The 13,594-nt window shown below is 40.0% G+C and carries 12 protein-coding genes; 5 read left to right on the forward strand and 7 right to left on the reverse strand.

Features of this window, described 5'->3' with window-relative positions; all coding sequences use genetic code 11:
- Positions 1-846 precede the first annotated feature (846 nt).
- The 4 genes from CAL7507_RS19195 to uvrB form a co-directional block, all read right to left on the reverse strand.
- Entirely contained in the window at positions 847-1,194 is a 348-nt protein-coding gene (locus CAL7507_RS19195) for a DUF5615 family PIN-like protein (protein ID WP_015130151.1), read from the reverse strand.
- Positions 1,184-1,567 (reverse strand): hypothetical protein, encoded by a 384-nt coding sequence (locus CAL7507_RS19200; RefSeq protein WP_015130152.1) that lies wholly within the window; start codon positions 1,565-1,567, stop codon positions 1,184-1,186. Before CAL7507_RS19200 ends, CAL7507_RS19195 begins: the two co-directional genes overlap by 11 nt.
- 188 nt (positions 1,568-1,755) lie before the next feature.
- Positions 1,756-1,959: a DUF4365 domain-containing protein gene (locus tag CAL7507_RS19205; protein ID WP_236556780.1), complete on the reverse strand. Its 204-nt coding sequence runs from the start codon at positions 1,957-1,959 to the stop codon at positions 1,756-1,758.
- A gap of 39 nt (positions 1,960-1,998) precedes the next feature.
- Positions 1,999-3,996, reverse strand: coding sequence for an excinuclease ABC subunit UvrB (gene uvrB, locus CAL7507_RS19210; RefSeq protein ID WP_015130153.1), 1,998 nt, complete (start codon positions 3,994-3,996; stop codon positions 1,999-2,001).
- Positions 3,997-4,247: 251 nt separating this feature from the next.
- Here uvrB and CAL7507_RS19215 point away from each other — a divergent pair, with 251 nt between their 5' ends.
- From CAL7507_RS19215 to CAL7507_RS19225, 3 genes are all read left to right on the forward strand, one after another.
- Positions 4,248-4,718 carry a hypothetical protein gene (locus CAL7507_RS19215; protein ID WP_015130154.1) on the forward strand — a complete coding sequence of 157 codons (471 nt, stop codon included), beginning with the start codon at positions 4,248-4,250 and terminating at the stop codon, positions 4,716-4,718.
- Positions 4,719-5,207: 489 nt separating this feature from the next.
- Complete coding sequence (locus CAL7507_RS19220; protein WP_015130155.1) at positions 5,208-5,390, forward strand: CsbD family protein; 183 nt, start codon at positions 5,208-5,210, stop codon at positions 5,388-5,390.
- A gap of 824 nt (positions 5,391-6,214) precedes the next feature.
- Positions 6,215-6,940: an HpsJ family protein gene (locus CAL7507_RS19225; protein WP_015130156.1), complete on the forward strand. Its 726-nt coding sequence runs from the start codon at positions 6,215-6,217 to the stop codon at positions 6,938-6,940.
- Positions 6,941-7,148: 208 nt separating this feature from the next.
- On the opposite strand, the gene CAL7507_RS19230 is transcribed toward CAL7507_RS19225, so the two are convergent.
- The 3 genes from CAL7507_RS19230 to rpe all read right to left on the reverse strand — a co-directional run bounded on the left by CAL7507_RS19230 (position 7,149) and on the right by rpe (position 9,969).
- Positions 7,149-7,814, reverse strand: coding sequence for a cyanoexosortase A system-associated protein (locus CAL7507_RS19230; protein WP_015130158.1), 666 nt, complete (start codon positions 7,812-7,814; stop codon positions 7,149-7,151).
- An 8-nt stretch (positions 7,815-7,822) separates the two neighbouring features.
- Positions 7,823-8,695: a cyanoexosortase A gene (gene crtA / locus CAL7507_RS19235; protein ID WP_015130159.1), complete on the reverse strand. Its 873-nt coding sequence runs from the start codon at positions 8,693-8,695 to the stop codon at positions 7,823-7,825.
- A gap of 566 nt (positions 8,696-9,261) precedes the next feature.
- Positions 9,262-9,969 carry a ribulose-phosphate 3-epimerase gene (gene rpe, locus CAL7507_RS19240; protein ID WP_015130160.1) on the reverse strand — a complete coding sequence of 236 codons (708 nt, stop codon included), beginning with the start codon at positions 9,967-9,969 and terminating at the stop codon, positions 9,262-9,264.
- A gap of 188 nt (positions 9,970-10,157) precedes the next feature.
- Here rpe and CAL7507_RS19245 point away from each other — a divergent pair, with 188 nt between their 5' ends.
- Together CAL7507_RS19245 and CAL7507_RS19250 are read left to right on the forward strand one after the other, a co-directional pair.
- Positions 10,158-11,753 (forward strand): S8 family serine peptidase, encoded by a 1,596-nt coding sequence (locus tag CAL7507_RS19245; RefSeq protein WP_042341410.1) that lies wholly within the window; start codon positions 10,158-10,160, stop codon positions 11,751-11,753.
- A gap of 437 nt (positions 11,754-12,190) precedes the next feature.
- Positions 12,191-13,519, forward strand: a complete 1,329-nt coding sequence (locus tag CAL7507_RS19250) for a serpin family protein (protein WP_015130162.1) — start codon at positions 12,191-12,193, stop codon at positions 13,517-13,519.
- The last annotated feature ends 75 nt before the right edge of the window (positions 13,520-13,594 follow it).

A 13,594-nucleotide genomic window follows, 5' to 3' on the forward strand; every position in this document is an offset into this window, starting at 1 on the left:
CACAATATTCAAATTGTACATAAATTTTACGTATAAATACATAATTAGGGCTGGAGAGCTAGAAATTTTCTAGATATTATCCTTTTTCGGCCGATAGATGGAAATATTCTGTATATTCCTCTGCATGTGCACCAATCCAGAACCAATAAATGTGATCTATCCTGCAACAAGCCAAGAACGCGGTAGTCTAAACTAATACGAGCAGAATATACTGGTTGGCGCTGGCTAACTCGTTTGAACTGAAGACTGTTGTGGTAAGGGTCTGAACGTCAAAGAGCGTAGGCTTTGGCAGCTTGTTCTTGAACTTATGCAGGAAGCTCATTAAGTTTCTTGCGAAATACTTTCGTAACGCTTGACTTCATTGCTCAGAGGGAAAAGCGTCACCTAGAGGAGTGATGTCGCCAGCGCCAATTTCCTGCCTTACCATATCAGCTAGACGATCCCACTGAGCATCTGTTGTAGATTCAAACTGAGCCTTCCATCTTTGCTCATCCTCCATCTCGGCAAGGAGACGAGCAGCGATGCCTGCGGCGGGCTACGCCTACGCAGCCTGTTCAGCAACAGGTAGAGTTTTCCGTTGGGCGATGTCTACGATGGGCTACGCCTACGCACGCTCCAGTAACTCAGTCATGGCTACCACACTCTTAAAACGTAAATAGCATCTGATCCATTATCGCTTCTTGGTGATATTCTCGAACGCTAATTAGGCGAATATTTTTGAGCATAAGATTCACACTAACGTCCCAGCATTTTATCCCGCAGATGTTTAATGCGATCGCCGAGAGCTTAGTCGATATTAACGTTCGTGGTCAGCGATTGCCAAAGGCTTTGCAGAATGCTGGTGAATTAATAGTTCCACTGATTAAGGATAACAAACTGATTTTTAAGCGCATATTCTGTTGCCTCCAAGTTTACAATCGCCTTGACAATTTCCTGATAATTCATGTTCTTGGATGCATCAGAACCTTGGTAAACTGCCAAAATTCCTGAATGTACTGGGTTAGAATGATGCAATTCTTGAAAGTCATTACAATTGCGTGTCAGTAACACTCGCTCATTTCGTCTGGCAAAATCTAACACAACTGAATCTGGACGGTTCATTAAATCTACTGCGTTGGCTGTGACTACATCATGACCTGTTGCTTGAAGAAGGTTGACCAAGTACTTTGCTTGAGAATCTTCGTCAAGCAGCATTCGTAGGCTCAAGTGGAACTCCTTTTGCTTCCAAACGATGGCGTTCTTCGTCTGCTTCTAGTTTCAGTAAACCTTGATGGCTTTCACAGTAATGAAGTGCTTCATAGATAGCAGACAATGGTAAATCCCAATTTTCGGCTGCTTGCTCTGGCGACATCTGATTACTAGTCATATCTTGCCAAACAGTTGACGCAAGTAGTTTACGCCCTTTAATATAAAGTTGCCTACGCCAAGGGTGAGGACGAAGCACTAAATACTGCCAGTTCTCGATTGGAGGCGTATTTTGCAATGATTGAATAACAGCACTAATAAGGGCGAGGCGATCGCCCACAGAGAGTTGGTAGGCTTTCTCTTTCAGTTCTTGCAAAGACATACGGAAATACTCCAACAATGGTTGGTATCTCAATCTTAGTACAAACGATTGTTTATCTAATTCAGAAGCTTGTTTTTAGTGCAATACGGTTCAGTTAGAGCTAAAAACCTTAAGTTTTGTAGTTTAGTAGCTTGGCTTGAGGAACGAAACCCAACGAACTTGGGCGGAATTTGACAAGACTTCAGGGGTCATGACCACTCTCCTGTTTTGACATTCTCCATTAAGGTTAGCAGAGATTCTGGGGTGAGGCGTTGCGATCGGGCAATTCGGATTCTGACAGACTGGCGATTTTCACTGAGGTTGCCGGTGAGGTATTCCCAGTAGCAAGTTCCTTGCAGCCTGAGTTCTGATTCTTCGCAAATAAGCCATTGATTAGCATAGGCGATATTCAATTGGATAATTTTGGCGACTGACTCCTGAATTCTATTTTGTTAACGTCCCAGCATTTTATCCCGCAGATGTTTAATGCGATCGCGCAATTTTCCTGCCTCTTCAAATTCTAATTTCTTCGCTGCTTCTTTCATTTGCGCTTCTAACAAAATAATCAAGGCTGGAATCTCGTCTAGTGGTAATTCTTCTATATGTTCATCGACAATTTTTAAATCAGTTGCATTCAACCGTCTGGAAACATCTAAAAAAGACAAAATCGCATTACTCGACTTTTTAATAATCGGTTGTGGTGTAATTCCATGCATCCGATTATGTGCCGTCTGAATACCACGCCTTCTGTCAGTTTCATCGATAGCTTTAATCATGCTATCTGTCATATTATCAGCATACAAAATCGCTTGTCCTCGGATGTGACGCGCGGCTCTACCAATAGTTTGAATTAAGGAACGCTCGGCTCGCAAGAACCCTTCTTTATCTGCATCCATAATTGCAACTAAGGAAACTTCGGGTAAATCCAAACCTTCCCGTAGCAAGTTTACACCCACCAGAACATCAAATTTACCTTCGCGCAAATCTTGTAAGATTTCAATGCGTTGAATGGAATTAATTTCCGAATGTAAATATCGTACCCGAATGCTATGGTCTTGTAGATATTCTGTCAAATCTTCCGCCATGCGCTTAGTCAATGTGGTAATTAACACTCGTTCATGGAGGTCAACTCTGTCTTTAATTTCTCCCAACAAATCATCGATTTGTCCCTCTGTAGGGCGGACAGAAATTTCTGGATCAATTACACCAGTTGGTCGAATTACTTGCTCAACTATATGACCTTCAGAAATTTCTAATTCCCAACTTCCTGGGGTAGCCGAAACAAAAATACATTGGTTCACCTTTTCCCAGAATTCCTCTGCTTTTAAAGGACGGTTATCAGCCGCACTCGGAAGCCGAAATCCATGATCGATTAGAACTTTTTTCCTGGCTTGATCGCCGTTATACATCCCGCGAATTTGGGGGACACTAACGTGAGATTCGTCAATAACTAATAGCCAATCTTTAGGAAAATAATCAATTAAACATTCTGGTGGTTCTCCGGCTTGTCTTCCTGCTAAGTGGCGGGAATAATTTTCAACGCCGTTACAGTAACCAACTTCGTGCAACATTTCTAAGTCATAGCGTGTTCGTTGATCTATACGTTGTGCTTCTAATAATTTTCCGGCTGACTCTAAGTTGGCTTTTTGCTGTTTTAATTCGGCTGCTATATCAGCACAAGCCACCTCTAACCTTTCTTCTGGAGTGACGAAGTGACGCGCCGGGTAAATATTTACAGCTTCCATACTGCTGATAATTTCACCCGTCACCGGGTCAATGTAGCGAATTGCGTCGATTTCATCGCCAAAAAATTCCACCCGAATGATTCTGTCTTCGTAGGCTGGGCCAATTTCTAAAACATCACCCCGGACGCGAAATTTTCCCCGCCCCATTTCTATATCGTTGCGACTATACTGCACATTGGCTAAAGCACGCAAAATCTGGCGTTGATTAACTTCCATCCCTATTTGCAAGGGAATCGCAGCTTTCAGGTATTCTGCTGGAATTCCCAAACCGTAGATACAGCTGATGGAAGCAACGACGATGACATCACGGCGTTCAAACAGCGATCGCGTCGCTGAATGCCTTAACATATCTATCTCATCATTAATTGCCGCTGTCTTTTCAATATAAGTATCGGTGACAGGAATGTACGCTTCTGGCTGATAATAGTCATAGTAGCTGACGAAATACTCCACGGCGTTCTTGGGAAAGAACTCGCGTAACTCGTTACACAGCTGTGCAGCGAGAGTTTTGTTATGAGCTAGCACCAAAGTAGGTTTACCAACTTTCTCAATAACTGCGGCTACTGAAAACGTCTTGCCAGTTCCCGTAGCTCCCAGTAAAGTTTGGTAACGATTACCTGATTGAATACTATCAGTAAGTTGGGCGATCGCATTTGGTTGATCCCCTGTCGGACTAAAGGGTGCTTGAAGACGAAAATCAGTCATACAGTTTTGCTGTAAATACCCTTTCTCATACTAGCGATACCGCTCTACCCCCGTAGTATCTATTAGCCTAAACAAACATATAGAAATATTTCTTAACAAAATTTAACTGTTCAGTTTTACTTATGTGTAAGTTTTAAAGATATTTATATCTATGCCAGGTTTTTTAAGGTTAAACTCTCATATATACAGAAAAAATTCATGTCTGTTCATTTATTGTAAAAAACTAGTTAACAACCATGAGGAGTTAATTGATGACCATTAGCGGCACTGGCAAAGCCACCAGTCCCAGACAAAAGCATACCAAGCTCAAAGGGGACACCACAGTAGAAGTTGAAAATAATCAAGGTAGCAGCGTGAGTACAGATAAAGTCGAGCAAAGTGCAGAATCTTCTAAGAAACTGGAAACTCCAGAGACACTAGCAATAGCAGCAGTGCGTCCCATTGGTCCGAGCGACCTGGAAGTTGCTGAGAAACTCTCAATTGCTGGAGTGCGCCCTGTTAGCACCAGTGAATTGCACGTAGTTAGCACCTATAACTCAATGGGAATTCGCCCCATTGGTGCTAACACCATCCAAGTTGTTAGCACTATGAACCTCTCTGGAATTCGTCCTATTGCCTCCAGTTCCTTGGTAGTTGCTGAAAACTATTCAATATTTGGTAATCGTCCAATAGCATCTAATGATATTGATAATTCTGAAAGTCTAATGGGTTATTTAGATTAAACCTAAAAATCATTCCCATAGCTTTATAACCTGGTTTCCTTGCGAAATCAGGTTTTTTTATGTAAAAAATAGCCAGAAGTTAAATTCTCGACTTCTGCGCTCCAGTGTATCTTGATAATAATTAATTTGATGGAGAAATAACATGCTTAACAAGCATTACAACTAGAGGACTCCTATTTGATTTTTGAAAAAATCTAAGTAGCTTCAGGGGAGCTAGTGCGGTCTTCTCCCCAAGTGGATCAACTGGCGTTGGCTAATGCCCACCAAAACGTAATTTTGTAAGCAATATCCATCCTACGTAGTAGTTCAAAAAAAGAGATATTCTAGATCTAGAATATCTCACCTACAAGAATATAATTTTTGTATTTTTTCTCTTACTTTCAGCATAGACGAATAATATATCCTGTGGCAGAAGGCTGTAGTAAAAGTTATAAGTTAACGTATGAAAGTAAGAACAAACAAGTTGTCTAATAAAATAGGGGCAAAAAAATGAGTTTAGAAGAAAAGGCAAAAGCTGCAGCCAAAAATATTGAAGGTAAAGCTCAAGAAGCTGTAGGAAACGTTACAGGAGATCCAAAAGATAAAGCTGAAGGTAAAGCAAAACAAGCCGAAAGCGAAGTGCGTCAAGGTCTTGAAGATGTGAAAGATAATGTCAAGAAAAAGCTTGACTAAAAATCATGTCTTTTGCAAAAACTATTAGGATATATCCCATTTTTGCAGAAAATATCAGGTGAGTAAAAATCGCATCTATATCCTTTTTATCCATTTCTCCTGGGATAATAGGGTCATATAGCCCCCGTAGAGACGTTATTTATAGCGTCTCTACTATGTAATTTCTGATATAAAAAGCATAGGGGTGGGCTTTTCCCAGCTTTGAGGAAAACTCATCTGTCACAATCATTAATTGAGTTGGTAAAAGTTGAAGTTAAAGGTGGCCACAACCCACCTTTATTTTTTGCCCATTTTGACGAGCGTAGTAAATTATGTCCAGATTTCTGGGAGCATCCCGTTTCCGTTTTAGCAAATCGCCCTGCGAAGACAGCGCACGCTCCGCGAACAGACTAGAAGCCTGGGGCTATACAAACTAAACCCGCGCAGGCGGACGAGAGTTTGTGTAGCAGCGATTTCCAATCGCTCGGTATTTCTTCCAAAAGTGGATGCGCCCAGATTTCTGGTATAAAAAAGATAAATAAATTACTTCATTACTAAAGTAAATTCATACAGGCTTTACATTCTGATGTATATTATCACTCAATACTTAATATCTTCTTCCGTATCTTAAGGTATTTCATTGTAATATATAGCGGTTCTAGGTCGGATGCAATACAAGGGAGGGATCTTAAAACCTGTACCCCACTGATCTGTAAACCGTTATGTCTGGGTTTTGGTGGGTAACTCCAGCCTACCGATGTAACTAAAATTATGTGTGACAAGCCTGTTGCCAAAAATATTTAATTCTGCTCAATTCAAATTATTCTGTTTATTTTGCCAGCAACATGACTAAATCAACTAACGAACAGCAACTCTTGTCTTTAGTCAAGGAACTACAGGATTTCTCCTTTAGCCAAGTAGGCTCAATAAAGATTTTGCGAATCCTTGGCTACGGACTGCTGCTATTAGCAGCGTTTGACATAATTGAGATGTTTGTTACACCAAGCTTTATGAATCCAGCTTGGGAATTTAATACCTTTGGGGCCATAGTTGAACGAGTACCAGTACCTTTAATTGGGTTAGCACTAGTATTTTATGGAAATCTATATTCACGAAGTAAATGGGAATTCTTAGGTTTAAGATTTTTATCTTGGCTAACCTTATTATTGGGAGTGTTATTCATACTACTAATTCCTTTGAGTGTCAGTAATACTATTCGACTGAGTAAACAAAATACTTATCAAATTAATGTTTTATCCGAGCAACAAATATCCCAGGCTGAACAAATAGAAAAGCGAGTGAGTCAAGCTACACCTGAGCAGATAAATGATTTTTTAAAAGCACAAAATCGCCCGTTAGATACTAAAAATATCCAGAATCAAAAAAGTCAAATTTTATCACAAGTATCTCAAGCTAAAACACAAATTAAAACTCAAGCAGAAGCGACTCAATCTTCTCGGAATCTGAACTTGCTTAAAAGTTCTGTAAAATGGAATCTTGGGGCTTTAGTTAGTGCGACTTTATTTTTTATTTTTTGGAAAAAAACCAGATGGGCAAGAACTAAGCTGTGAAAGTATTTGAGCCTTGTTTACTTTTCTTTACACAGTTTGGTTTGATTGTGCCGACTTAAGTAGGTAGGTGTAATTAAACGTAAGATGTCATTGCTTCTCCGGAGGAGTACGCAATGACAGAACGTATTATATTTATTTATGCCCATCTACTTACTTACTCGATTTACTTTAAAAACGCTGTAATATCGAAATTGTCAAACCCTAAACCTTATTTTTTTACCTCACTAAATCCATTATCTGGAAAGCGGGGTTGCCACCAGCGATACCAGGAAAACCAAGCTTTCTCCAGTTTTTGGTAAGCAGTTTCAGGAGAAGAGTTATCTAAAGTCAGAGAAAAATGTGTCCAAAGACAACGTCTATCTTTAAGATTTCCCTTACCTTGTAACCAAGATAATATATGTTTAGAGTCCAGGTTATATAAGTTTTGATTAAATTGTTCAATAGTAAAAGTACTTTCTCCACGCGGATTAATGCAGGCACTTAGATAGGCTCGCTGCTTATCAATACCAAGACCGTAAAAGCCAATTTCTTCACGCTGACGCACAATTGCAGAAGTAGAAATAGTGGTAAAGTTCTTAATAAATAAAGGCACATCTCCATTGGCTACATATCGCATTTCAATATCTATAGGTAAGTGATTTTGAATATAGCGATAAGACTTTTCAGAAGTTACTTCAATTTTTTTTGGTGCTGGTTGAAGTACAAGGCTAGTAGTTACCTGTTGCCATTGTGGTAAAGGTATTTTTTCAGGAAAAACAAAGGAAGTAAGATTAGATTTATTGGAGACAGGAAACCAGATAACTTTTCCCAAAAGTAAAAGAATACTACTAAAAGTTAGAAGCAGCAGAGTAAGACGGAAATGTTGCCAGCGCATAATCACATTTAGACCTGGGTATAATCTTGATTTTCTTGTTCATTTCTCAAAAAGAAGAACCAGCAGAAACACCCAAAAAGTAGTGTGGTAAAAACTGGAAACAATTGAGAGCCATTTCCGGTATGCCAATATTCAAATAAATTGTTATTACCTCTAGCTACAAATATAGCCATTAGGGCAACTCTTGCTGCATTGACCATGAATGCTAAGGTAGCGGCTAAAATAGGCGCTAATATTTTTTGCCACTTGTAAAGGGGAAACATTGAGATAAAAAGTATTGCGATTCCTAGTATCTGAATAATTTGTTCTGTTCCAGAACATCCAGGATATACTTCTATACCTTTGCCAACTTCAGGAAAAGAAATTGTCACCCCAGATTGAACAATTTGAAACCCTGTATACCAAAGAATAATTGTGGAAAATTTTGCTGTCACAATAGATAAATCAATTGTTGGCAATAGAAGTATTAATAATCTGGGTGTAATGAGAAAAAATAATATCATTAGTTCTTTTTGATATTGCTTTAATCCCTTAACACCGGAAGCCATTAGAGCCAGACCTAAAGCTGAAAAGAAAGGAAAGGAAGTAAGCCAGATATTATTTATACTAGGTGTTAAGGATGAAATTCGTAAAGAGGAAAATACAATAATTAATACACCTAAAATGCTGGATGTGATGCCGCTATCTAGATTTAAGCTAGAGCGTTTTTCCCCGACAAAAGAAGATACTGCCATCCAGAACAGAATACTATTAAAGAATAAGTTAATGTCTTCAGATCTCCAGACTAAAGTCAAATGAATTGCTATTAAAGCCGTACCGATTGCCAATAATAAAAATTGGTTAGTGTTGTTTTTTAAAGAGTTGGTTGAGATGGCTTTCATATGAAAAACTAAAATAGCTATTCTTAATAAGTTTTGCGGATGCAATACGATCGAGGGCGGGAAACCCTCGCCCCTACAGGCTTTGCGATTGAAAACTATACCTCACCTGATATCTTGCACCATTCTCAATAACCGTAGGGTGGGCATTGCCCACCGACACAAACATAGGGGTTTTAGGCAATGGTGGGCAGTGCCCACCCTACAAAAAATGGATTATTGCAACTGGTGCAAGATGTAAGTCACTGATCTGAAAACCGCTATACTTATTACTTAGTTAACAATAGTCAATTTATCCGTAGATACGCTACTGTGGTAGTTTATCTTTATCAAAACTTTAATTCACTACCTAAAAAAATTTCAATGCATAAAATTGGGAATGTTTTGTATTAGAACTGTAAAATAATTATTAATAAATTTAGATTTTTAATTAAGTAAAACTACTTATAATAATTCAAATAATGTTTATAAAAAATGGATTAAATACTCACCAATAATAAAGGGCGATCGCCTGATTGATCGCCCTTGCCTTTCTAATTTAGAATAGTGGATAACCCTACTTGAGTTACTTACACTTTTGCCAATTCTGGTGTGGGACGCTTGCTATTACGAATAGATGTAATTGCTTCAGCATAGTCTTTGGCGTTAAACACAGCCGAACCAGCCACAATGGCATTAGCACCAGCTTCTAAAACTTGCCAGGTATTATTTGCCTTTAGTCCGCCATCGACTTCAATCCAAAGGTCAAGACCGCGTTCATCAGATATCTGACGCAGCTTGCGAATTTTAGGTAAAACCCCAGGAATAAAACTTTGACCGCCAAAGCCAGGGTTAACGCTCATAATCAGCACTAGATCAGCTAGATCGAGTACATATTCAATCAGTTCCAAAGGTGTTGAAGGATTGAGTACCACTCCCGCTTTTTTACCGAGTTCTTTGATTTGACCAAGAGTGCGGTGAAGGTGGGGGGAAGCGTTATGTTCTGCATGTACTGAGATAATATCAGCACCAGCCTTTGCAAAGCCTTCAACATACTTTTCTGGCTCCACAATCATCAAGTGGACATCCAGTGGCTTTGTCGTAATTGGACGAATCGCCTCCACAACCAGAGGACCTATTGTAATATTAGGTACAAAACGGCCGTCCATTACATCAACATGAATCCAATCTGCTCCAGCCGCGTCTACGGCTCGAATTTCGTCACCCAGACGACTAAAATCGGCTGATAGGATGGACGGAGCAATCACAATGGGCTTTTGAGATAGGTTTTGGGTCATGGCTAGTGGGTTTTCAAGCGTCCTCGTCTGTAAGCATTGTAACAAAATATTGAGCCATCGCTCATAAATGTTTTTGGGGATTGGGGATTGGGGATTGGGGATTGGGAGATGGGAGATGGGAGGGAAATAACTTCTGACTCCTGACTCTTGACTCCTGACAAATGACAAATGACAACTGACCAATGACAATGAACAAAAAACTAACCTGGATAATTTGGGGATTGAGTGCTTCCTGCTTGAGTGCGCCTGTAGTGGCTGCAGCTTTACAAACGTCTTTGGGAACTAATGGTATTGATGCTCTGAGGCTACACCAAGCTCCTTATAATTTGAGCGGTCGCAAGATTGCTATTGGTCAGGTAGAAATTGGGCGTCCAGGAATGTTTGGCTGGGATAAAGCGGTGTCTAAAAATCGCGCTATCTCTTTAGCGGCCGTGTTTTTACGCAATGGTCCAGCCAAATCTAATAGTGGTGTTGATCCTCATGCATACAATGTTGCTGGTGTGATGGTTAGTAAAGACAAAGCCTTACCAGGAGTTGCTCCAAATGCACGACTGTATTCTTCTGCTGTAGGCTCTACTAAAAATATGGGTCAGCCGGAAGAGTGTTTATCAGCACAGCATGTGGCGTTGCAAAACAGTGGTGATATTCGTGCTATTAACTTCAGTTTTGGTGAACCCTTGAGCCGTGATCCGCGTCCGGAGGCTGTTTTAGATGGTAATGCTTTGCTAACACTATGTATTGACTGGTCTACTCGCATTCATAATGTTGTTTATGCGATCGCAGGGAATCAAGGTAAGGGTGGAATTCCCATCCCCACAGATAATTTTAATGGAGTCAACGTGGCTTTTTCATCCCGCCGAGGGGGGGTTTTTAATAAAGTTGACGTTTCTAACCTCGCAGGTGCTAATGAGGGCGTGAGCGGTAGGCTAGCTGGCAGAGAATTTAATACTGGTGGACGCCGCACAATAGGTATAGTTGCGCCTGGTAGTAACATTCCTTTGCTCAATCCTGATGGCAAACTCAATAAGGCTACAGGTACGAGTTTTGCTACACCCCACGTCACAGCTACTGTTGCTTTATTGCAAGAATTGGGTGATACAAAACTGCGGACTAAACAAGCTAATTGGAGTATTGATTCTCGGCGTCATCAAGTGATGAAAGCTGTATTGTTGAATTCAGCAGATAAGATCCAAGATAGTGGTGATGGCTTGCGATTGGGAATGACCAAGACATTAATTGATAAACAAAACCAAGATTGGTTGAGTTCGGATGCTTACAAAGACCCTAAAATTCCTTTAGATTCCCAAATGGGAGCAGGCCATTTAAATGCATTTCGAGCTTATCAGCAATTTAATGCTGGTGAATGGCAGCCATCTGCACCTGTACCCCCTATTGGTTGGGATTATCGTACAGTGGACGCACTGAAATCTGTAGAATATGTGTTAGCCAAACCCCTAAAGCAGGGGAGTTTTGTTGCTATTACCCTAACTTGGGATCGGCTGATAGAACTCAATGATAACAATAAAAATCAGCTGTTTGATGTGGGAGAAAATTTTAGCGATCGCGGCTTGAATAACCTTGACCTTTATCTAGTAAAAGCTGATGCTACAAATTCGGATCAGGGTACTGTTTGTTCCTCAATTAGCGACATTGATAATGTAGAACATATTTTTTGCCCTATTCCTGCTGCAGGGAATTACAAAATCCGTGTCCAGTATCGTCAACAGGTCAATGAAGTCACTCAACCCTATAGTCTAGCTTGGTGGACAGTGGCTGGGAATTGAATTTTGTCAGGAGTTAGGAATCGGGAGTCAAGGATCATTCCTCCATTCCCAATTCCCCAATTCCCTAATTTTCGGCTTTGCTTAATTCCTCTCATAAATGCAAAGTTAAGCACAAAATGGCTCGCAAAATCATTAGATTTAGTTATCACCATAAACTAAGTAAAAAGCAGTTTCTTGGTCGATATGTAGTTTTAAACACATTTACATAAAACCCTAAAATCCCCTAAGAATCAGGTATATGAGTTGTTTCGTCAATTAATAATTACTAGTTTTCAGCGTTTATAAGTTCTGTTTAATTCCTGGGACTTACTTACCGTTACAAAAACTGTAACCGCTGGGTTTTTATGTTGCTGTAAATGCCATAGTTAACTTTTGACACACCATTAGCGTCAATCTTAACCAACAGCTAAACAATCTATGGCGAGCGAGGTGGCAGAATGAATCGGCAGAAATTGAGTGGTGAGAGAGAGAATTTCTTGCAAAGACGCTACGGTGTTCGTTTGGGAAGACGTTATGCTTTGGCAGCAGCCAGCGTTGTGCTATTGAGTGTATTAGGCTGTTCTCAGGTCAATAGTAGTACAAGTGCGCTTGCCCAATCTCGTCTGCCTGAAACCGAGTCTACTTTGCAAAAAAAAACAGCTATCTCTGATACCAAAATTGTTGAAGCCAACAACAAATTTGGCTTCAAACTATTTTCAGAAGTTCTGAAAAATAACAGTAGCGAAAAAAACGTTTTTATCTCCCCTTCAAGTGTAGCGATCGCTCTGGCTATGACCTATAACGGTGCTAGTGGTTCCACTCAACAGGTGATGGCGAAAACCCTGGAATTACAAGGTATGGATTTGCAGGCGATCAACTCTGGTTACAAAAGATTAAAAAACCTCTTAGAAAATCCTGAAGCCAAGGTGCAACTAACTATCGCTAACTCACTTTGGGCAGATAAAGATGCTAGCTTCCGGTCAGACTTTCTCCAAAAAGCTCAGGATTTTTATCAAGCTAAGGTGACAACTTTAAACTTTCAAAATGCAGAAGCGCCTAATATTATTAATAATTGGGTCAAAGAAAATACCAACGGAAAAATTAACAAGATAGTCGGTGCAGTAGAACCAGAACAAGTGCTGTTTTTGATTAATGCTATATATTTCAAAGGGCAATGGAGCAACGCATTTGATAAAAGTAAAACTACTGCCTACCCTTTTTATCTGACATCTGGCAAGCAAAAACAACACCAGATGATGCCACAAAACGGTGAATATCAATACCAAGAAACTGAACAATTTCAGGCAGTTAGTTTACCCTATGGTAAAGATGGGAAAATCAGCTTTTATATCTTTCTCCCAAAACCGAATTCTAACCTCAAAGCTTTGCAACAAAACTTGAATTCTGAAAACTGGGAAAAATGGATGACTCAGTTCAAAAAAAGAGAAGGGTTTATTCGCTTACCCAAGTTTAAAACTGACTATGAAGTGACACTCAATGATGCACTAAAAGCTTTAGGGATGGAAGAGGCTTTTAGTAGCAAAGCTGATTTTTCGGGTATGGGTAAGAATCTGGCCATTAGCCAGGTGAAGCATAAGACTTTTGTCGAAGTGAACGAAGAAGGTACAGAAGCCGCCGCATCTACATCTGTGGGAATAGTCGCAACATCGTTAAGAGAAAAACCAGAACCATTCCGGATGATTGTTGATCGTCCTTTCTTTTGTGCCATTCGCGATCGCACAACAGGTAGCGTTTTGTTTATGGGTTCAATTGTTGATCCGCAGTAGGAAATTCAAAATATCGTCATTTATCAGGAGTCAGGAGTCAAGGGTCAGGAGTTATTTCCCTCCCGTCTCCCGTCT

Source organism: Calothrix sp. PCC 7507 (assembly GCF_000316575.1).
Lineage (GTDB): Bacteria > Cyanobacteriota > Cyanobacteriia > Cyanobacteriales > Nostocaceae > Fortiea.

Bases quoted from the DNA above. Each gene is read 5' to 3' on its own strand.
- CAL7507_RS19225 (WP_015130156.1), top strand. From the start codon at position 6,215: ATGACTAAATCAACTAACGAACAGCAACTCTTGTCTTTAGTCAAGGAA.
- CAL7507_RS19250 (WP_015130162.1), top strand. From the start codon at position 12,191: ATGAATCGGCAGAAATTGAGTGGTGAGAGAGAGAATTTCTTGCAAAGA.
- CAL7507_RS19195 (WP_015130151.1), bottom strand. From the start codon at position 1,194: ATGCTGCTTGACGAAGATTCTCAAGCAAAGTACTTGGTCAACCTTCTT.
- rpe (WP_015130160.1), bottom strand. From the start codon at position 9,969: ATGACCCAAAACCTATCTCAAAAGCCCATTGTGATTGCTCCGTCCATC.
- CAL7507_RS19230 (WP_015130158.1), bottom strand. From the start codon at position 7,814: ATGCGCTGGCAACATTTCCGTCTTACTCTGCTGCTTCTAACTTTTAGT.
- CAL7507_RS19215 (WP_015130154.1), top strand. From the start codon at position 4,248: ATGACCATTAGCGGCACTGGCAAAGCCACCAGTCCCAGACAAAAGCAT.
- crtA (WP_015130159.1), bottom strand. From the start codon at position 8,695: ATGAAAGCCATCTCAACCAACTCTTTAAAAAACAACACTAACCAATTT.
- CAL7507_RS19245 (WP_042341410.1), top strand. From the start codon at position 10,158: ATGAACAAAAAACTAACCTGGATAATTTGGGGATTGAGTGCTTCCTGC.
- uvrB (WP_015130153.1), bottom strand. From the start codon at position 3,996: ATGACTGATTTTCGTCTTCAAGCACCCTTTAGTCCGACAGGGGATCAA.
- CAL7507_RS19200 (WP_015130152.1), bottom strand. From the start codon at position 1,567: ATGTCTTTGCAAGAACTGAAAGAGAAAGCCTACCAACTCTCTGTGGGC.
- CAL7507_RS19220 (WP_015130155.1), top strand. From the start codon at position 5,208: ATGAGTTTAGAAGAAAAGGCAAAAGCTGCAGCCAAAAATATTGAAGGT.